Genomic DNA, 18,411 nt, shown 5'->3' on the forward strand with positions numbered 1-18,411 from the left:
CGATTTCCGACGCGGCCGGCCCGGCGCGGGGACACGGCGTCCATCCGATCCCCGACTCGCCGGTGAAAAGGGCGGCCATCACAATCCTTTTCCATGCTTCACGACGCGGCGCGCAGTGCGATGCGCGACCCGCGCGGGGCATGCGCACAGGAGTTGCCGCCATGAACATGGACACCGAACAAATCGCCGCCGAGATCCGCGAAGCCAACCTCACCTATCTGATGCTGGCGCAGAGCCTGATCCGCCAGGACAAGGCCGAGGCCTTGTTCCGGCTCGGCCTGAGCGAGCGGGCCGCCGACCTGCTGGGTGCGCTGTCGGCGACGCAGCTCCTCCGGCTGGCCTCCAGCAGCCTGCTGCTGTGCCGCTTCCGCGTGGAGGACGACCGGGTCTGGCAACTGCTGGCCCACCGCGACGCCGAGCACAAGGCCGGCAGCGCGGCCGCCGGCAGGCTGCACGCCGGCATCCTGATGGCCGGCCGCGTCGCCGAAGTCGTCTGATCCCCGCCACCACATCCGGAGCACGCCCCATGGCCGCCGCCGCCAAGAGTGTCCTGGACCACTCGCGCCAGATCGAGCGCGCCGCGATGCTGATCCGCATGGGCGCCCGCATGCAACTGCTGGAGGCCGAGACCGACCTGTCCTACGAGCGGCTGCTGCGCCTGTACAAGGAGGTGGCGGGCAGGTCGCCGTCCCGGGGCCAGCTGCCGTTCTCCATGGACTGGTTCCTGTCCTGGCAGGAGAACATCCACGCCTCGCTGTTCCTGAACGTCCACGAGTACCTGTCCAAGGGCATGGAGATCGACCCGGTCGACTGCCTGGCCAAGGCCTACCGGCTGTACCTGGAGCAGGTGGGCGCGGCCGATATCGACCCGCTGCTGTCGTTCACGCGGGCCTGGCGCCTGGTCAGGTTCGTCGACGCCGGCATGCTGGCCATGACCGGGTGCAGCCGCTGCGGCGGCAAGTTCGTGACCGAGCCGTACGAGGATCCGCGCCGCTACGTCTGCGGCCTGTGCCGCCCGCCGGCGCGCGCCGGCAAGTGCAAGGGCGCGCGCTCGCTGACGCTGCAGTGAAGTCCGCCGCGCGGGCCGGCGGCCGGCCCCGGGGGCGCCTTCCTACAATCCCCGGATGTTCTCGCAAGTTCCCGCCGGCGGCGACGCCTCGCCGCTGCTGCGCCAGCTCAACCCCGAGCAGCTGGCTGCCGTCACCCTGCCCAACGAGCACGCGCTGATCCTGGCCGGCGCCGGCTCCGGCAAGACGCGCGTGCTGACCACGCGCATCGCCTGGCTGCTGGCCACCGGCCAGGTCTCGCCGGGCGGCGTGCTGGCCGTGACCTTCACGAACAAGGCCGCCAAGGAGATGATGACGCGGCTGGCGGCGCTGCTGCCGGTCAACGTGCGCGGCATGTGGATCGGCACCTTCCACGGCCTGTGCAACCGCTTCCTGCGCGCGCACCACAAGCTGGCCAACCTGCCGCAGGGCTTCCAGATCCTGGACACGCAGGACCAGCTGTCGGCGATCAAGCGCCTGCTCAAGCAACTGAACGTGGACGACGAGCGCTTTCCGCCCAAGCAGATGCAGTGGTACATCTCGGGCAACAAGGAGGAGGGCCTGCGCCCGCACCACCTGAACGGCCGCGACGAGGACACGCGCCGGAAGATCGAGCTGTACCGCCTGTACGAGGAGCAGTGCCAGCGCGAGGGCGTGGTCGACTTCGCCGAGCTGCTGCTGCGCAGCTACGAGCTGTTGCGCGACAACGACCCGGTGCGCGAGCACTACCAGCGGCGCTTCCGCCACATCCTGATCGACGAGTTCCAGGACACCAACACGCTGCAGTACGCCTGGATCAAGCTGCTGGCCGGCAAGGGCGAGGTCGACCGGGACCGGCCCGACCTGCATGCCGGCAGCGTGCTGGCCGTGGGCGACGACGACCAAAGCATCTACGCCTTCCGCGGCGCGCGCGTGGGCAATATGGCCGACTTCGTGCGCGAGTTCGACGTGCGCCGGCAGATCAAGCTGGAGCAGAACTACCGCAGCCACGGCAACATCCTGGACGCCGCCAACGCGTTGATCGAGCACAACAGCCGCCGTCTGGGCAAGAACCTGCGCACCGACCAGGGGCCCGGCGAGCCGGTGCGCGTGGTCGAGCAGGCCAGCGACTTCGCCGAGGCGCAGTGGATGGTGGACGAGATCCGCCAGCTGGTGGCCGGGGGCGTGGCGCGCAGGGAGATCGCGGTGCTCTACCGCAGCAACGCGCAGAGCCGCGTGATCGAGACCGCGCTGTTCAACGCCGGCATGCCGTACCGCGTGTACGGCGGGCTGCGCTTCTTCGAGCGCGCCGAGATCAAGCATGCGCTGGCCTACCTGCGGCTGCTGGAGAACCCGCACGACGACACCAGCTTCCTGCGCGTCGTGAACTTCCCGCCGCGCGGCATCGGCGCGCGCAGCGTCGAACAGTTGCAGGACGCCGCGCGCCAGCTCGGCTGCTCGCTGCACGACGCCGTCAGCAGCCTCGGCGGCAAGGCCGGCGCCAACCTCGGCGCCTTCGTCGCGCGCATCGACGTGCTGCGCGAGCAGACCACCGGCCTCACGCTGCGCGAGATCATCGAGCAGATGCTCGACGGCAGCGGCCTGGTCGAGCACTACAAGGCCGACCGCGAAGGCGAGGACCGCATCCAGAACCTGGAGGAGCTGGTCAACGCGGCCGAGAGCTTCGTGACGCAGGAGGGCTTCGGCCGCGACGCCGTGGCGCTGCCGCTGGACGAGCAGGCCGGCGCGCTGCGCCAGTCGCCGGCCAGCCAGGGGCTGGACCCGTCGCAGCCGGTGGTCGATGCGCCGCTGCCGGACGTCGCGCCGGAGACGGGCGAGACGCTGTCGCCGCTGGCGGCCTTCCTGACCCATGCCGCGCTGGAGGCTGGCGACAACCAGGCCCAGGCCGGCCAGGACGCCGTGCAGCTGATGACCGTGCACTCGGCCAAGGGCCTGGAGTTCGATTGCGTGTTCATCGGCGGCATGGAGGAGGGCCTGTTCCCGCACGAGAACAGCATGACCGAGCGCGACGGCCTGGAGGAGGAGCGCCGGCTGATGTACGTGGCCATCACGCGCGCCCGCGACCGGCTGTACCTGAGCTTTTCGCAGACCCGGCTGCTGCACGGGCAGACCCGCTACAACCCGCGCAGCCGCTTCTTCGAGGAACTGCCGGAGGGCGCGCTGAAGTGGATCACGCCGCGCCAGGCGGGCTTCGGCCTGCGCGGCGGCCTGCCGCAGGCCGGCGGCCGCTTCGGCGTGGAGGCCGGCAACTTCCCGGGCGCCGCGGCGCCGCTGCCGGCGCGCAAGCAGGCGCCGGCGCACGGGCTGCGGGCCGGCATGAAGGTGTTCCACAACAAGTTCGGCGAAGGCACGGTCAAGCTGCTGGAAGGCCAGGGCGACGATGCGCGCGCGCAGATCGACTTTCCCCGCCACGGCGTCAAGTGGCTGGCGCTGTCGGTGGCCAAGCTGACGCCGGTGCCCTGAGACGCCGGGAGCGAATTCCCCGCACTTCCGGCGAGGTCGCCGCTGCGCCTGCGCGTGTGGCGCCATCGCCGTGCCCGGGGCCTCGCCCTTCGCGCCGGGGCACGCCAGGCCGCATGGGGGCGTTGCCGTCCGTGCCCTGGCATCGGCCAGGGCGGCGGCCTGCGCCCGTGGCCCGGCGCATCCCGCCGCGGGCGCGACCGATGCGTTCACGGCGGCGGCGCACGTGGTGCCGGCCGGGCTCCACTCCACCCGGCACTGCACCTTGTCCTACAGCCGTATCCATGGCGTCCCACAGCCGGGCCGCCGGCCGTGCCCTAGGCTTGCCGTTCCCGGGGCCCGACGCCCCGCGGCGACACAGGGACGAAAGGAGCATGTCGTGCACAACGGATCGACTTCCACCTTTTCCGCGGCCGACGGCCCGGTGCAGCGGGGCGTGCACCAGGTCGGCGAATCGCTGCATTCCACCATCGACCGCGTCAGCGCACCGGCGCACGGCGCGGTCCACCGCGCGTCCGCTTCGGCGCACCAGGCGGTGGACCGCCTGGCCGGCGGCGTGGCCGCCGCCGCCGGGCAGGTGGACCGGCGGCTCGGCCGGGTCCGCGACACGCCGGAGCAACTGCTGGCCTGCGCGCGCGGCTACGTCGCCGCTCGCCCGCTGAAGGCCGTGGCGGCCGCGCTGGCGCTGGGCTGGCTGGTCGGCCGCCTCGGCGCGCGACGCTGAGCGGCGGGCCCTGCGCCGCGGCCGCCGGCACAATCGCGGCCCATGAAATCCAGAGTGCTGTTCCGCCTGCGGATCTACCGCGACGACGTGATCGCCATCGGTCCCGGCAAGGTAGCCCTGCTGGAAGCGGTGGCGCAAACCGGCTCGATCTCGGCCGCGGCGCGGCAGTTGGGCATGTCGTACCGGCGCGCCTGGGTACTGATCGACGAGACCAACCGCGCGCTGGCACAGCCCGCGGTCAACACGGCCGCAGGCGGCGCGCACGGCGGCGGCACGGCGCTGACCGACGTGGGCCGCGAACTGGTCACCCGCTACCGGGCGATCGAGAACACGGCGCGCCTGGCCGCCGCCACCGACATCGCCGCCCTGACCCGGCTGCTGGCACCCTGACCGGTTGAAATGAAGTACCCCGGTCTGTGCGCTGCGCGCTGCGCCAACGCCCTCCCGGGGGCGGAGGGCCGCGGCTCCAGGCCTGCCTGCGCAGGCCTGGACGACCCGACGAGGCTGCTCCTCGGGCGCAGTCGCGGTCCTGCAAGGCACGCCTGCGGTCCGGCCAAGCCGGCCCGCGGCGCCCGCTGGCATGGTCTGCTCCGCGGCCGTTCGAACCGCTGTTTGCAGCCCTGTTCCGTGCGACGCAGGCAGCGTGCCAGCGCCGTGGAGAACTAGAGATGGAGTGAACGAGCCGCTCACGCCCCCGGCGGGGCGCGGGATGGCGGCGCGTGCCAGAATCGCGCTGTATCTCCATGGACACGACGCGTGCACTCCTGGCCGGCATGGACTGGTTCCCGCTGGCGCTTTCGCTGAAGGTGGCGGCCTGGGCCACGGCGGTCGCGCTGCTGCTGGGCATCGCGCTCGGCTGGCTGTTCGGCCGTTGCCGCTTTCCGGGCCGGCAGTGGCTGGAGGCGGCGTGCATGCTGCCGATGGTGCTGCCGCCGACGGTGGTCGGCTACGGCATCCTGGTGCTGGCCGGGCGCCGCAGCCCGCTGGGGGCCTGGCTGCGCGCGCACTTCGACTACTCCATCATCTTCAGCTGGCACGGCGCGGTGGTGGCCTCGGCCGTGGTGGCGCTGCCGCTGGTCATCCGCTCGGCCAGCGCGGCCTTCGAGGGGGTCGACCGGTCGCTGGAAGCCGCCGCGGCCACGCTGCGGCAATCGCCGTGGTCGGTGTTCCTGCGCGTGACGCTGCCGCTGGCCTGGCCCGGCATCCTGGCCGGCACGCTGCTGGCCTATGCGCGCGCGATGGGCGAATTCGGCGCCTCGCTGATGGTGGCCGGGTCGATCCCGGGACAGACGCAGACCCTGTCCATGGCCATCTACGACGCCAGCCAGGCCGGCCAGGACGATCTGGCGCTGCTGCTGGTGCTGATCACCTCGGTGCTGTCGATCACGGTGCTGGTGCTGTCCAACCGCCTGCTGGCGCGGCGCCCATGAGCCTCGCCCGGCCGCCCGAAGAGGCTCGCACCGCAGCTCGCCACGGCGAAGGTCGTCCAGTGGGCGGCGCGCCGCTGATCGACGTCGACGTGCACCTGTCGGTGGGCGACGCGCATCGCCGCTTCGAACTGCACGCGGCGTTCGCGACCGAAGCCGCGTTCACCGCGCTGTACGGGCCCTCGGGCGCCGGCAAGTCGCTGACGCTGCAGGCCATCGCCGGCCTGCTCCGGCCGCAGGCCGGCCACGTGCGCATCGGCGGGCGCGCGCTGTTCGACCGGGCCGCCGGCATCGACCTGCCGCCGGCCGCCCGGCGCATCGGCTACCTGTTCCAGGATTACGCGCTGTTTCCGCACCTGACGGTGCGCGAGAACCTGGCGTTCGGCCTGACCTCCTGGCGCCGCCGCCGGTTGACGCAGGCGCAGCAGGTGCGCATCGACGGCCTGCTGGACGGCTTCGGCCTCGCCGCGCTGGCCGGCAGCCGGCCGGGCACGCTCTCCGGCGGCCAGCGCCAGCGCGTGGCGCTGGCCCGCGCGCTGGCCAGCGAACCCGAACTGCTGCTGCTGGACGAGCCGTTCGCGGCGCTGAACCCGCAGCTGCGGGCCGAGCTGCGGGCCGAGCTGCGCAGCATCTGCCGGCGTGCCGGCATTCCGGCGCTGATGATCACCCACGACGTGGAGGACGTGCTGGCGCTGGCCGAGGTGGCATTCGTCTACGAGGACGGCCGGATCGTGCGCCGCGTGGACCTGCGGGCAGGCACGCAGGCGGCGCTGGCCCAGCAGGCGCTGACGGGCGTGCGCCCGGTGCCGGTGCCGCCGCTGCATCGGCGCCTGCAGCGCATGCTGCTGGGCCGGGCGGCGGACGAGGCATGATGGCTTGCCCGCGGCCGGATGCCCCCTGCGGGCCCGTAGACTCCGTCATGAACCCACACATCGCGCCCGTGGCGCTGGAAAAGGCGTTCCGCCTGATCAACCACGGTCCCACCGTCCTGGTCTCCGCCCGCCACGGCGGCGTCGACAACGTCATGGCCGCGGCCTGGGCCTGCGCGCTGGACTACGCGCCGCCCAAGCTGACCGTGGTGCTGGACAAGGCCGCCAGGACCCGGGAACTGGTGGAGCGCAGCGGGCAACTGGTGGTCCAGGTGCCGACCGTGGCCCAGCTCGACCTCACCTACCAGGTGGGGCACCGCAGCCTGGCCGAACAGCCGGACAAGCTCGCGCGCTGCGGCGTCGAGCTGTTCGGCCTCGACGGCCATGACCTGCCCTTCGTGGCAGGGTGCTCGGCCTGGCTCGCCTGCTGCGTGGTGCCCGAGCCGCACAACCAGGAACGCTACGACCTGTTCATCGCCGAGATCGTCGGCGCCTGGGCCGATGCCCGGGTGTTCCGTGACGGCCACTGGCATTTCGAGACGGCCGACCCGGCCTGGCGCAGCCTGCACTACGTCGCCGGCGGGCACTTCTATGCCATCGGCGAGGCCCAGGATGCCGGCGGGGCGCCCGCCGGTTGAGGATCGGGCTTGCGGCTGCGGCTGCGGCTGCGGCTGCGGCTGCGGCCAGTGCGCGGCGCGCCGGCTGGCGGACCTACGGCAGTGCCGGCGGCGCGGCCGGTGCGTCGCCGGCGACGAAGCAGTCGCGGAACGTGAAGTAGACCGAGGTCGACATCATCGCCGCCATCACGAAGGCGAACGGCATCATGACCATGCTCGCCGTCTGCGCGCTGCCTGCGAGCGAGGCGAACAGCGCGATCACCATCCCGGCGGCCATGATCAGGCCGGTCCAGACCAGCCCGTAGACCAGGAAGGCGCGCGCGTTGCGCAGGCAGGCCACAAAGCTGAAGAACAGGCTCTTGGCCGGCGTCACGCCGTGCCAGTGCACCAGCGCGGGCGCGTGCCAGAACATCAGGAACAGCGGCAGGTGCAGCAGCAGCGTCAGCAGCGCGGCGCCGCCGAGATGCTGCTGCACCGCATCCGCCGCGGCCGGCGTGGCCGGTGCCTCGGGCAGCAGCGCGGACACCAGCAGCGAGGCCGCCAGGGACAGCGCCGTGTAGACCACGCCCAGCACCAGCATGGCCTGCAGCCGCTGCTGGCCGGCCCGGAACGCGCTGGCCAGCACCGAGGGCAGCGGGATGCGGCCCTGCGCCGCCTCGCGCGTGGCCGCCATCAGGCCCAGCGTGCTGGCCGGCACCAGCACGCCGGCCAGCAGCATGCCGACCACCGGTAGCTGCGAGATGATCAGCATCGCCGCCATGTACATGAAGAACAGGCCGATCAGCGCCAGTGGCTGGCGGAAGAAGGTGCGGATGCCCTCGCGCACCCACTGCACGCCGGTGCGGGCCGGGACGATGTTCAGGTTCATGGCCGTGCCGCCCGGTGGCTCGAAGGCGTGGTGGAGGCGGCCCTCTGCTGGGCCGGCGACGGGTGCGGGCGCCGGTTCATGCGGCCACCGTGTCGAAGCGCGTGGCGCGCGCACGCAGCACGCGTTCGAAGTGGCTGGGGTCGTGCGGCGTCAGCAGCGCGGCTTGGCGCGGCAGGTGGTAGTCCCACAGCCGCGAGATCCAGAAGCGCAGCGCGCCGGCGCGCAGCATGGCCGGCAGCAGCTGGCGCTCGGCCGCGGCCAGCGGCCGCTCGGCCTGGTAGGCGTCGAGGAAGGCGGCGCTGCGCGGCGCGTCCGCCAGGCCGCTGGGCAGATCGATGCACCAGTCGTTCAGGCAGACGGCGACGTCGAATAGCCAAGTGTCGATGCCGGCGAAATAGAAGTCGAAGAAACCGCTCAGCACGGGCCGGCCCTCGTCCAGGCCGGTGAACATCACGTTGTCGCGGAACAGGTCGGCGTGCACCGGCCCGCGCGGCAGCGCGGCATAGGCGGAGGAGGCGGCCACGTGGTTCTGGTAGGCCAGCTCGCTCTGCAGCAGCGCTGCCTGGTCGGGGTCGAGGAAGGGCAGGACCACCGGCGCGGTCTCGTTCCACCAGGGCAGGCCGCGCAGGTTGGGCTGGTGGCGGGCGTAGTCGCGTCCGGCCAGGTGCATGCGGGCCAGCATGGCGCCGACGGCGGCGCAGTGCACCGGCTGCGGCGCCAGCTCGCTGCGGCCTTCGAGCCGGTTCACCAGCGCGGCCGGCTTGCCGCGGACGGCATGCAGGATGCGGCCGTCGGCGTCCGGCGCCGGATCGGGCACCGGGATGCCGTGGTGCGCCAGGTGCTGCATCAGGTACAGGTAGAAGGGCAGCTGCTCGAACGTCAGCCGCTCGAACAGCGTCAGCACGTGGCGGCCGCTGTCGCTGTCGACGAAGTAGTTGGTGTTCTCGATGCCGCCCTGGATGCCGCGCAGCGCGCGCAACCGGCCCAGCCCCAGGGTGTTCAGCAGGGCCTGGGCATCGTCGTCGGAGACCTCGGTGAAGACAGCCACGGGGTCAGAAGCCGAGGACTTTCCAGACGCGCTGCCCGGCGTTGCCGGGCGCCGCATCGCGCTCGTTGCCCGGGCGCACGCGGGCGCCGTTGTTCGGCACGATCTCGTAGGCCGGCAGCGCGCTGTTGCGCGGCTCCACGCGCAGGCTCTGCGCCTCGCCGCCGACGCGCAGTTCGTCGATGCGCGCGCCTTCGTCCTCGACGTGGATGCGCTCGATGCGCTTGTCGATGCCGGGGGCGGACGGCCCCTCGGCCGCGGGGGCCTGCGCCCAGGCGGCGGCCGTGGCGGCGAGGCAGAGGCAGGGAAGGGCGATGGCACGCATACAGGCATTGTAGGTGGGCCGCCATGCCCGGAACGCGCGGGCACAATGCCCGCATGAGCGACCCCAAAACCCTGCTGCTGGTCGATGGTTCCAGCTACCTGTACCGTGCGTTCCACGCCATGCCGGACCTGCGCGCCGTGCCGGGCGATCCCAGGAGCCCGGCGACCGGTGCGATCCGCGGCATGGTCAACATGCTGCAGAGCCTGCGCCGGGAGGTCCGCGCCGACTACGCGGCCTGCGTGTTCGACGCGCCGGGCAAGACCTTCCGCGACGACTGGTATCCGGACTACAAGGCCAACCGCGCGCCGATGCCGGATGACCTGCGCAGCCAGATCGAGCCGATCCACGACGTCGTCAGGCTGCTGGGCTGGACCGTGCTGTGTGTGCCCGAGGTCGAGGCCGACGACGTGATCGGCACGCTGGCCGCCGCGGCCGCCGGCCAGGGCGTGGAGGTCATCGTCTCCAGCGGCGACAAGGACCTGTCGCAGCTGGTCAACGAGCACATCACCATCATCGACACGATGAGCGGCAAGCGCCGCGACGTGGCCGGCGTGACGGCCGAGTTCGGCGTGCCGCCGGCGCTGATGGTGGACTACCAGGCGCTGGTCGGCGACGCGGTGGACAACGTGCCCGGCGTGGACAAGGTCGGCCCCAAGACGGCCGCCAAGTGGCTCGCGCAGTACGGCTCGCTGGACGGGCTGATCGCCCACGCGGCCGAGATCAAGGGCCAGGCCGGCGACAACCTGCGCCGTGCGCTGGACTGGCTGCCGCAGGGCCGGCGCCTGGTCACCATCAAGACCGACTGCGACCTGGCCGCCCACGTGGCCGGCCTGCCGGCGCTGGACGCGCTGGCCATCGGCGGCCAGCAGACCGAGGCGCTGCAGGCCTTCTACGAGGCCTACGGCTTCAAGAGCCTGGCCAAGGCGCTGCAGGCCCATGCGGCGGCGCCCGAGCTGCCGGAGCGCCAGGCCGGCAGCGACGCCCCGGCCGCGGCCGAATCCATGGCCGTGGCCGCCGCGGCCCGCGTCTCCAACCTGCGCTACGACACCATCCTCGACTGGGAGCTGTTCGAGCGCTGGTTCGCCCGGCTGCAGGCCGCCGAGCTCGTCGCCATCGACACCGAGACCACCTCGCTGGACGAGATGCGCGCCGAGATCGTCGGCGTCAGCTTCTCGGTGGAGCCGGGCGAGGCCGCCTACGTGCCGCTGATGCACGACTACCCCGACTGCCCGGCCCAGCTGCCGCGCGAAGAGGTGCTGGCCCGCCTGAAGCCCTGGCTGGAGGACGGCACGCGCCACAAGCTCGGCCAGCACGTCAAGTACGACCGTCACGTGTTCGCCAACCACGGCATCGAGGTGCAGGGCTACGCCCACGACACCATGCTGCAGAGCTACGTGCTGGAGGTGCACAAGCCGCACGGCCTGGCCAGCCTGGCCGAGCGGCACCTCGGCCGCAGCGGCATCGACTACGAGGACCTGTGCGGCAAGGGCGTGCACCAGATCCCGTTCAGCCAGGTCGCGATCGACAAGGCCGCCGAATATTCCTGCGAGGACAGCGACCAGACGCTGGACGTGCACCGCGCGCTGTGGCCGAAGCTGCAGGCCGACGAGCGGCTGCGCTTCATCTACGAACTGGAGATCGCCAGCAGCGAGACGCTCTACCGCATGGAGCGCAACGGCGTGCTGATCGACGCCGAGCGGCTGGCCCAGCAGAGCCACGACCTGGGCAAGCGCATCCTGGCGCTGGAGCAGGAGGCGCACGCCCTGGCCGGCCAGCCTTTCAACCTCGGCAGCCCCAAGCAGATCGGCGAGATCTTCTTCGGCAAGCTCGGGCTGCCGGTGGTCAAGAAGACCCCCAGCGGCGCGCCCAGCACCGACGAGGAGGTGCTGGAGAAGCTGGCCGAGGACTACCCGCTGCCGGCGCGCATCCTGGAGCACCGCGGCCTGTCGAAGCTCAAGGGCACCTACACTGACAAGCTGGGCCAGCTGGCCAATCCGCGCACCGGCCGCGTGCACACGCACTACGCCCAGGCGGTGGCCGTCACGGGGCGGCTGGCGTCCAACGACCCGAACCTGCAGAACATCCCGATCCGCACGCCCGAGGGGCGGCGCGTGCGCGAGGCCTTCGTCGCGCCCGCGGGCCGGCTGATCGCCAGCGCCGACTACAGCCAGATCGAGCTGCGCATCATGGCCCACCTGTCGGAGGACGAGGCCCTGCTGCGCGCCTTCCACGAAGGCATGGACGTGCACCGCGCGACCGCGGCCGAGGTGTTCGGCCTGGCGCCGGCCGAGGTGTCCGCCGAGCAGCGGCGCTATGCCAAGGTCATCAACTTCGGGTTGATCTACGGCATGAGCAGCTACGGCCTGGCGCGCAACCTCTCGATCGACAACACCGCCGCCAAGAACTACATCGAGCGCTATTTCCAGCGCTTCGCCGGCGTCAAGCGCTACATGGACGAAACGCGCGCCAGCGCCAAGGAGCGCGGCTTCGTGGAAACCGTGTTCGGCCGGCGCCTGTACCTGCCCGAGATCAACTCGCCCAACGGCCCGCGCCGCGGCGCGGCCGAGCGCGCGGCCATCAACGCGCCGATGCAGGGCACGGCGGCCGACCTGATCAAGCTCAGCATGAACGCGGTGCAGCGGGTGCTGGACGCCGAGGGCCGCGGGACGAAGATGCTCCTGCAGGTGCACGACGAGCTGGTGTTCGAGGTGCCCGAGGACGAGGTGGACTGGCTGCGCGCCGAGGTGCCGCGCCTGATGGCCGGCGTGGCCGCGCTGAAGGTGCCGCTGGTGGCCGAGGTCGGCGTCGGGCCGAACTGGGAACAGGCGCACTGAAGGTGTGCGCGAACCGCTCACACCCACGCGCGGCCCGATGACCACCTGCTTCTCGCATCGCGCGTGCTCCCGGGGCCTTGCCCCTGGGGCCGGGATGCGCCAGGCCGTATGCGGGCGTTGCAGTGCTTGCCCTGGCACGGGCCAGGGCGGCGGCCAGCGCTTACGCCTGCGACCCGCCGCACCGCGTCGTGGGTGCGATCGATTCATGCACACCTTCTGACGCCGCCGGGCCGCCGGCGCGGGCTATTCCAGCGTGAAGCCGACCTTCAGCGTCACCTGCCAGTGCGCGACCTTGCCGTCCTTCACGTGGCCGCGCGTGTCGATCACCTGGAACCACTGGATGTGGCGGATCGATTCGCCGGCCTTGGCGATCGCGTTCTTCACCGCGTCGTCGCTGCCGAGGCTGGACGAGCCGGTCAGCTCGATGTGCTTGTAGACGTGGTCGTTCATGCAAGTCTCCTGTACGTCGGGTGGAACGGCCATGGTAGTCGCCGGCTTGCTCCTACGCCATGCGCCGGGTGCGGACGACGCCGCGCGCGGGGCGCGCCGGCCAGCATCGGGGCATGCCCCGTGAACGGGCCGCTGCAACCATCGACAAGGAGCTGACCATGGTCGACGCCGACGAACGTGCCTACCGCAACCTCGATCCCATCACCCTGGCGCCCGGCGCGCACCCGGTCGGCACCGGCGTGGGCGCTGCCGGCGGCGGCGTCGCGGGCGCCGCCATCGGCGCCGTCGGCGGGCCGCTCGGCGCCGCGGTCGGCCTGGTGGCCGGCGCGGTGGTCGGCGGACTGGCCGGCAAGGCCACGGCCGAGCGCATCAATCCGACCATCGAGGAGGCCTACTGGCGCGAGAGCTACACGCGCGAGCCCTACTACGAGGCCGGCCGCGGCTACGACGACTACGGGCCGGCCTATGCCTACGGCTGGTATGCCTCGGTCGCCTATCCCGGCGCCTTCGACGAGATCGAGCCCGCGCTGGCCAGCGAATGGGAGCGCCAGCGCGGCACGTCCTCGCTGGCCTGGGCGCAGGCGCGCCCGGCCACGCGCGCGGCCTGGAGCCGCGTGCAGGCGCGCGAGCCCGCGGACGAGTCCGCCGACCGGGACGCCGTGCTGGAGGTGCTGGACGACCTGCTGAAGAGCAGCCGGGACGGCCAGAAGGGTTTCGCCGAAGCGGCCGGGCATACGCGCACGGCGGCACTGGCGCAGGTGCTGCGCGAGCGCGCCGACGCCTGCGCGCAGGGCGCGGAGGAGCTCGCCGCGGCCGTCACCCGCCTGGGCGGCGCGGTGCACGACCATGGCAGCGCGAGCGGTGCGCTGCACCGCGGCTGGCTCGGCCTGCGCGGCAGCGTGGGCGCCTTGACCGACCTCGACCTGCTGGAGGAGGGCGAACGCGCCGAGGACGCGGCGCTGGCCCGCTGCCGCCGGGCGCTGGAGCAGCCGCTGCCCGCGGACCTGCGTGCGCTGGTCGAGCGCCTGCTGCAGGGCACCCGGCGCAGCCACGACGAGATCCGACGACTGCGCGACGCCGAGCGCGCGAAGCAGGGCTGAGCGCAGCAGTCCGCTGCGCCGGGGTGCCGGCGCGGCCGTTGGCTGTCCGCAGCCGTCCAGCCGCTCAGCCGCGCGCGACGGGCCGCGAGGGATCGCTGCACCAGTCGCTCCAGCTGCCCGCGTACAGGGTGGCGCGGGGCAGGCCGGCGATCTCCATGGCCAGCAGGTTCGGCACGGCGCTGACGCCGCTGCCGCACTGGTGCACCACGCCGGCCGGGTCGCGGCCGGCCAGCAGTTCCTCGAATTCGGCGCGCAGCTGCGCGGGCGGCTTGAAGCGTCCGTCCGGCCCGAGGTTGGCGCTGAACGGGCGGTTCAACGCGCCCGGGATGTGGCCGGCGACCGGGTCCAGCGGCTCGGTCTCGCCGCGGTAGCGCGCCGGCGCGCGCGCGTCCAGCACGGTCTGGGCCGCATCGTCCAGATGCGCCAGCACCTCGTCGGCATCGGCCAGCCGCGCCAGGGGTGGCTTCAGCTCGAAGTTGCTGCGGAAATGGGTGGGCTCCTGGCCGGCGGCGACGTCGCCGCCGGCGGCCTGCCAGGCCTGCAGGCCCCCGTCCAGCACGGCGGCGGCCTCGTGGCCGGCCCACTTGAGCATCCACCACAGGCGCCCGCAGTAGTTGGTGCCCTGGCGGTCGTAGACCACGGCCTGCATGTCGTTGGCGAAGCCGGCGTCGGACAGCCAGATCGCGAACTTCTCGCGGTTCGGCAGTGGGTGGCGGCCGCCAGAGGCCGGGGCGTCTGCGGCCACCGGCGTCCCGTGCCGGCCGGGCGCGCCGTGCCGGGCGCTCAGGTGCCGGTCGAGGTCGGCGCGCACGGCACCGGGGATGTGGGCCTCGCGGTACTGCGCATCGCCGGCCTGGGGCTGCGCCAGCTCGAAGCTGCAGTCGAACACCATCAGGCGTCGGCCCTCGTGCTGCAGGGCCTGCAGCTGTTCTGCGGAGATCAGGGTGGTGTACATGGCGCTCCCTCGGGTCGTGAACGTGCGATTGTGGCGCGCCGGGGCGGGTGCGTCAGTGCTCCTCGGCCGGGGCCCTGGGCACGGCGCGCTGGCGCAGCACGGTGGCGCAGACGCCGCTGGCGATGATCATCGCCATGCCGGTCCAGCTGGCGGCGTCGATCACGTCGCCGAACAGCAGCACGCCGAAGACCGAGGCGAACACGATGCCCGAATACTGCAGGTTGGCGACGACCAGCGTGCCGGCCTGCGTCCTGGCGCGGGCGTAGGCGCGCGTCATCGTCAGCTGGCCGAGCGCGGCCAGGATGCCGATCGGCGGCAGCCACAGCGCGTGCCAGCCGTTCCAGGGCGAGGTGCCGGTCAGCAGCATCCACAGCCCGCCCATGACGGCCGCGCCGACCGCGAAATAGAACACCGTGCGCGTCTCCGGCTCGCCGATGCGCGACAGCGCGATCACTTGCAGGTAGGCGAAGGCGGCGGTCAGCCCCGAGATCAGGCCCACCACGCTGGCGAAGCCCTGGTCCGGGTGCACGTCGGGCTTCAGGATCAGCAGCACGCCGGCGAAGCCGGCCAGCACGGTCGCCGCCAGCGCCAGCTGCAGCGGCGGCAGCGGCACGCGGCCGTCGCGGCCGGGGAGCGGTACCCAGGCCAGCAGCGCGCCGCCGACCAGGAAGGTGGCGATCCAGATGCTGCTCATGTAGTTCAGCGTCACCGCCGTGGCCAGCGGGATGTGGGCGATGGCGTAGAACCAGGCGCCCAGCGAGAAGGTGCCGATCACGCTGCGCCACAGGTGCATGCCGGGGTAGCGCGTGGCCAGCGACACGCCCTGGCGCCGCGCCAGCGCGCCGACGAACACGATGCCGATCACGCCGCGCCAGAACAGCAACTCGGCGCTGGTGAACCAGGCCGAGGCGAACTTCACGCACACGCCCATCGCGGAGAACAAGAAGGCCGACAGCACCATCCACAGGGCTTGCATGGGAAGTCGGGTCCTTCTGGTTCCGGTGGGGCAATGAAAACGGCCGCGGGCAGGGCCGCCCGCGGCCGGCAGGGCCGGTGCGGGCGTTCAGCGCCCGGCGAGGGCGGCCTGGAATGGCCGGGCCAGCGGCACGTCGGCCATCTGGCGGCGGTACCACTCGTGGAAGTGCTGCATGCCGTCTTCCATCGGGCTCTGGTAGGGGCCGGCCTCGTCGTCGCCGCGGTCCAGCAGGGCCTTGCGGCCGGCGTCCATGCGCAGCCCGATCTCGTCGTCCTCGATGCAGGTCTCCATGTAGGCGGCCTGCTGGGCCTCGACGAACTCGCGCTCGAAGGCCGCGATCTCCTCGGGGTAGTAGAACTCCACGGTGTTGATGGTCTTCTGCGGCGATACCGGGTGCAGCGTGGAGACCGTCAGCACGTGCGGATACCACTCGACCATCACGGTCGGGTAGTAGGTCAGCCAGATCGCGCCGTGGCGCGGCGCCTGGCCGTTGCGGTAGGCCATCAGCGCCGCCTGCCAGCGCTCGTAGACCGGGCTGCCGGCCTTGCCCAGGCGGTTGGCCACGCCGACGGTCTGCACCGAGTGGTGCTCGCCGAACTCCCAGCGCAGGTCGTCGCAGGTGACGAAGCTGCCCAGGCCGGGGTGGAACGGGCCGACGTGGTAGTCCTCCAGGTAGACCTCGATGAAGGTCTTCCAGTTGTAGTCGCACACGTGCAGCTCGGCGCGGTCGAACACGTAGCCGTCGAAGTCGAGGTCGGCGCGCGGGCCCAGCTGCGCCAGGTCGGCCGCCACGCGGCCGGGCGTGCCGCCTTCGAACAGCAGGCCGTTCCAGCTCTGCAGCGGGTAGCGGTTCAGGTCCAGGCAGGGGTCCTGCGCGAAGTGCGGCGCGCCCAGCAGCGTGCCGGCCGGGTTGCCGCGCCCGCCGCTGTAGGTCCAGCGGTGCAGCGGGCAGACGATGTTGCCGCCGGCGCTGCCGCTCTGCGTGGCGGCCAGCGAGCCGCGGCCCTTCAGGATCACGGCCTGGCGGTGCCGGCAGACGTTGGACAGCAGCTCCACGCCGCCGGGTGTGCGCACCAGGGCGCGGCCGTCGTTTTCCTGCGACAGCACGTGGTAGTCGCCGATCTCGGGGACCAGGAGTTCATGCCCCACGTAGCGGGGCCCGCGCTGGAAGATCGTCTCCAGTTCGCGCCGGAACAGCGCCTCGTCGAAATAGCTGGAAACGGGAAGTTGGCTTTGGGCCTGCTGGAATTGAAGACTTAAATCAGACATGGTGTCCTGACCTAGAGACTCCCCCTATGAAGGGGCAGGGTAGGCGCGAGCGAGCTGCGCGGGAGGGTGGACCGGCTGTGCCGCCGAGGCTCCTTGCGAACCGCCGCCGCCGGCGGCGTGAAAATGGGACCGGCGATTGTAGCCGGGGGCCTTGCCATGACCCGGCGTAAGGCAACGGCCGGGCAGCAGCGCCTAAAATCCCGCCCTTCGCCTGTCACATTTCCCGACACACATGCCCAAGGCCGCCACCGCGCCCCCATCTTCTCCGGCCAGCTACGAGGCCGCCCTGCAGGAGCTGGAGGCGCTGGTCGGCCAGATGGAATCGGGCCAGATGCCGCTGGACGGCCTGCTGGCCGCCTACCGGCGCGGCGCCGAGCTGCTGCAGTTCTGCCGCGGCCGGCTCGACGCGGTGGAGGAGCAGATCCGCGTGCTGGACCAGCAGGGCCAGATCAGGCCGTGGGGGCAGGAATGAGCTTCGATCTCGCGGCCTGGAGCCGCAGCGCGCTGGACAGCGTCGAGACCGCCCTGTCGGCCTGGGTCGCGCCGGAGCCCGCGGCCTCGGCCGGCGCGCCTGGCCACGAGGCGCCCGCCGCCTTGCGCGAGGCCATGCGCTACGCCGTGCTGGACGGCGGCAAGCGCCTGCGCCCGCTGCTGGTGCTGGCCGCGCGCCGGGCCGTCGCCGCCGGCGAGGCGCCGGAGGTCGCGCAGGCGCTGGACGACGGCGCGATGCGCGCGGCCTGCGCGGTCGAGCTGATCCACGCCTATTCGCTGGTGCACGACGACATGCCCTGCATGGACGACGACGTGCTGCGCCGCGGCAAGCCCACGGTGCACGTGCGCTTCGGCGAGGCGCAGGCGCTGCTGGCCGGCGACGCGCTGCAGGCGCTGGCCTTCGAGCTGCTGACCGCCGAGCAGGCCGCGATGCCCGCGGTCGTGCAGGCGCGGCTGTGCCGCCTGCTGGCGCGCGCGGCCGGCTACGAGGGCATGGCCGGCGGCCAGGCCATCGACCTGGCCAGCATCGGCCAGGCGCTGACCGAAGACCAGCTGCGCGACATGCACCGCCTGAAGACCGGCGCGCTGCTGCAGGGCAGCGTGATGATGGGCGCGGCCTGCTGCGACCCGGCGCGCCCGTGCGGGCCGGCCATGCTCGAAGGCCTGGCTGGCTACGGCGCCGCGCTGGGCCTGGCGTTCCAGGTCGTCGACGACATCCTGGACGTGACGGCCGATTCGGCCACGCTGGGCAAGACCGCCGGCAAGGACGCGGCGCAGGACAAGCCCACCTACGTCTCGGTGCTCGGGCTGGCGCGCTCGCAGGCCTATGCCCAGGAACTGCTGGCCCAGGCGCTGGCCGCGCTCGACGGCGCCGGCCTGCCCGACGCGCGCGCGCTGCGCGCGCTGGCCGACATGGTCGTGAACCGGTCCCGATGACCGGCCACGCACCGCACA

At 72.4% G+C, this 18,411-nt stretch carries 19 protein-coding genes; 12 read left to right on the forward strand and 7 right to left on the reverse strand.

Translation table 11 applies throughout. From position 1 onward, the window contains the following. The first annotated feature begins 167 nt into the window (after nt 1-167). The 8 genes from flhD to QM782_RS19445 all read left to right on the forward strand — a co-directional run bounded on the left by flhD (nt 168) and on the right by QM782_RS19445 (nt 7,164). Entirely contained in the window at nt 168-497 is a 330-nt protein-coding gene (flhD, locus tag QM782_RS19410) for a flagellar transcriptional regulator FlhD (RefSeq protein WP_415205690.1), read from the forward strand. Between the two features lie 29 nt (nt 498-526). Beyond that, on the forward strand, nt 527-1,069 hold the full coding sequence (gene flhC / locus QM782_RS19415) for a flagellar transcriptional regulator FlhC (RefSeq protein WP_415204526.1): 543 nt from the start codon (nt 527-529) through the stop codon (nt 1,067-1,069). A gap of 55 nt (nt 1,070-1,124) precedes the next feature. Next, the gene (locus tag QM782_RS19420) at nt 1,125-3,509 is read left to right on the forward strand and encodes a UvrD-helicase domain-containing protein (protein WP_415204527.1); all 2,385 of its coding nucleotides are present in this window, start codon (nt 1,125-1,127) and stop codon (nt 3,507-3,509) included. Between the two features lie 376 nt (nt 3,510-3,885). Continuing rightward, nucleotides 3,886-4,230, forward strand: a complete 345-nt coding sequence (locus QM782_RS19425) for a hypothetical protein (protein WP_415204528.1) — start codon at nt 3,886-3,888, stop codon at nt 4,228-4,230. 42 nt (nt 4,231-4,272) lie between these two features. Then, nucleotides 4,273-4,620: a winged helix-turn-helix domain-containing protein gene (locus QM782_RS19430; protein WP_415204529.1), complete on the forward strand. Its 348-nt coding sequence runs from the start codon at nt 4,273-4,275 to the stop codon at nt 4,618-4,620. Nucleotides 4,621-4,973: 353 nt separating this feature from the next. Further along, complete coding sequence (gene modB / locus QM782_RS19435; protein ID WP_415204530.1) at nt 4,974-5,660, forward strand: molybdate ABC transporter permease subunit; 687 nt, start codon at nt 4,974-4,976, stop codon at nt 5,658-5,660. Nucleotides 5,661-5,734: 74 nt separating this feature from the next. Further along, complete coding sequence (locus tag QM782_RS19440) at nt 5,735-6,529, forward strand: ABC transporter ATP-binding protein (protein WP_415205691.1); 795 nt, start codon at nt 5,735-5,737, stop codon at nt 6,527-6,529. Nucleotides 6,530-6,576: 47 nt separating this feature from the next. Next, nucleotides 6,577-7,164, forward strand: coding sequence for a flavin reductase family protein (locus QM782_RS19445; RefSeq protein ID WP_415204531.1), 588 nt, complete (start codon nt 6,577-6,579; stop codon nt 7,162-7,164). A 73-nt stretch (nt 7,165-7,237) separates the two neighbouring features. On the opposite strand, the gene QM782_RS19450 is transcribed toward QM782_RS19445, so the two are convergent. The 3 genes from QM782_RS19450 to QM782_RS19460 form a co-directional block, all read right to left on the reverse strand. Further along, nucleotides 7,238-8,011 (reverse strand): BPSS1780 family membrane protein, encoded by a 774-nt coding sequence (locus tag QM782_RS19450; RefSeq protein WP_415204532.1) that lies wholly within the window; start codon nt 8,009-8,011, stop codon nt 7,238-7,240. A gap of 76 nt (nt 8,012-8,087) precedes the next feature. Beyond that, a complete protein-coding gene (locus tag QM782_RS19455) occupies nt 8,088-9,059 on the reverse strand; it encodes a homoserine kinase (RefSeq protein ID WP_415204533.1) in 972 nt (323 codons plus the stop codon). Between the two features lie 4 nt (nt 9,060-9,063). Further along, entirely contained in the window at nt 9,064-9,381 is a 318-nt protein-coding gene (locus tag QM782_RS19460) for a hypothetical protein (protein ID WP_415204534.1), read from the reverse strand. 53 nt (nt 9,382-9,434) lie between these two features. On the opposite strand from QM782_RS19460, the gene polA reads away from it, so the two are divergent. After that, entirely contained in the window at nt 9,435-12,215 is a 2,781-nt protein-coding gene (gene polA / locus QM782_RS19465) for a DNA polymerase I (protein ID WP_415204535.1), read from the forward strand. 243 nt (nt 12,216-12,458) lie between these two features. On the opposite strand, the gene QM782_RS19470 is transcribed toward polA, so the two are convergent. Continuing rightward, nucleotides 12,459-12,665, reverse strand: coding sequence for a dodecin (locus QM782_RS19470; protein ID WP_415204536.1), 207 nt, complete (start codon nt 12,663-12,665; stop codon nt 12,459-12,461). Nucleotides 12,666-12,778: 113 nt separating this feature from the next. On the opposite strand from QM782_RS19470, the gene QM782_RS19475 reads away from it, so the two are divergent. Then, nucleotides 12,779-13,765, forward strand: coding sequence for a PA2169 family four-helix-bundle protein (locus QM782_RS19475; protein ID WP_415204537.1), 987 nt, complete (start codon nt 12,779-12,781; stop codon nt 13,763-13,765). 64 nt (nt 13,766-13,829) lie between these two features. On the opposite strand, the gene QM782_RS19480 is transcribed toward QM782_RS19475, so the two are convergent. From QM782_RS19480 to QM782_RS19490, 3 genes are all read right to left on the reverse strand, one after another. Beyond that, nucleotides 13,830-14,720 (reverse strand): sulfurtransferase, encoded by an 891-nt coding sequence (locus tag QM782_RS19480; RefSeq protein ID WP_415204538.1) that lies wholly within the window; start codon nt 14,718-14,720, stop codon nt 13,830-13,832. 52 nt (nt 14,721-14,772) lie between these two features. Further along, entirely contained in the window at nt 14,773-15,696 is a 924-nt protein-coding gene (locus QM782_RS19485) for a DMT family transporter (protein WP_415204539.1), read from the reverse strand. 87 nt (nt 15,697-15,783) lie between these two features. Beyond that, complete coding sequence (locus tag QM782_RS19490; RefSeq protein ID WP_415204540.1) at nt 15,784-16,965, reverse strand: aromatic ring-hydroxylating oxygenase subunit alpha; 1,182 nt, start codon at nt 16,963-16,965, stop codon at nt 15,784-15,786. A gap of 232 nt (nt 16,966-17,197) precedes the next feature. Between QM782_RS19490 and xseB the strand changes: the two genes are divergently transcribed. Next, on the forward strand, nt 17,198-17,437 hold the full coding sequence (xseB, locus tag QM782_RS19495) for an exodeoxyribonuclease VII small subunit (protein ID WP_415204541.1): 240 nt from the start codon (nt 17,198-17,200) through the stop codon (nt 17,435-17,437). Beyond that, nucleotides 17,434-18,393: a polyprenyl synthetase family protein gene (locus QM782_RS19500; RefSeq protein ID WP_415204542.1), complete on the forward strand. Its 960-nt coding sequence runs from the start codon at nt 17,434-17,436 to the stop codon at nt 18,391-18,393. The genes xseB and QM782_RS19500 overlap by 4 nt, the downstream gene beginning before the upstream one ends. Nucleotides 18,394-18,411 lie beyond the last annotated feature (18 nt).

Source organism: Pseudorhodoferax sp. (assembly GCF_047601025.1).
Classification (GTDB): domain Bacteria; phylum Pseudomonadota; class Gammaproteobacteria; order Burkholderiales; family Burkholderiaceae_C; genus Pseudorhodoferax.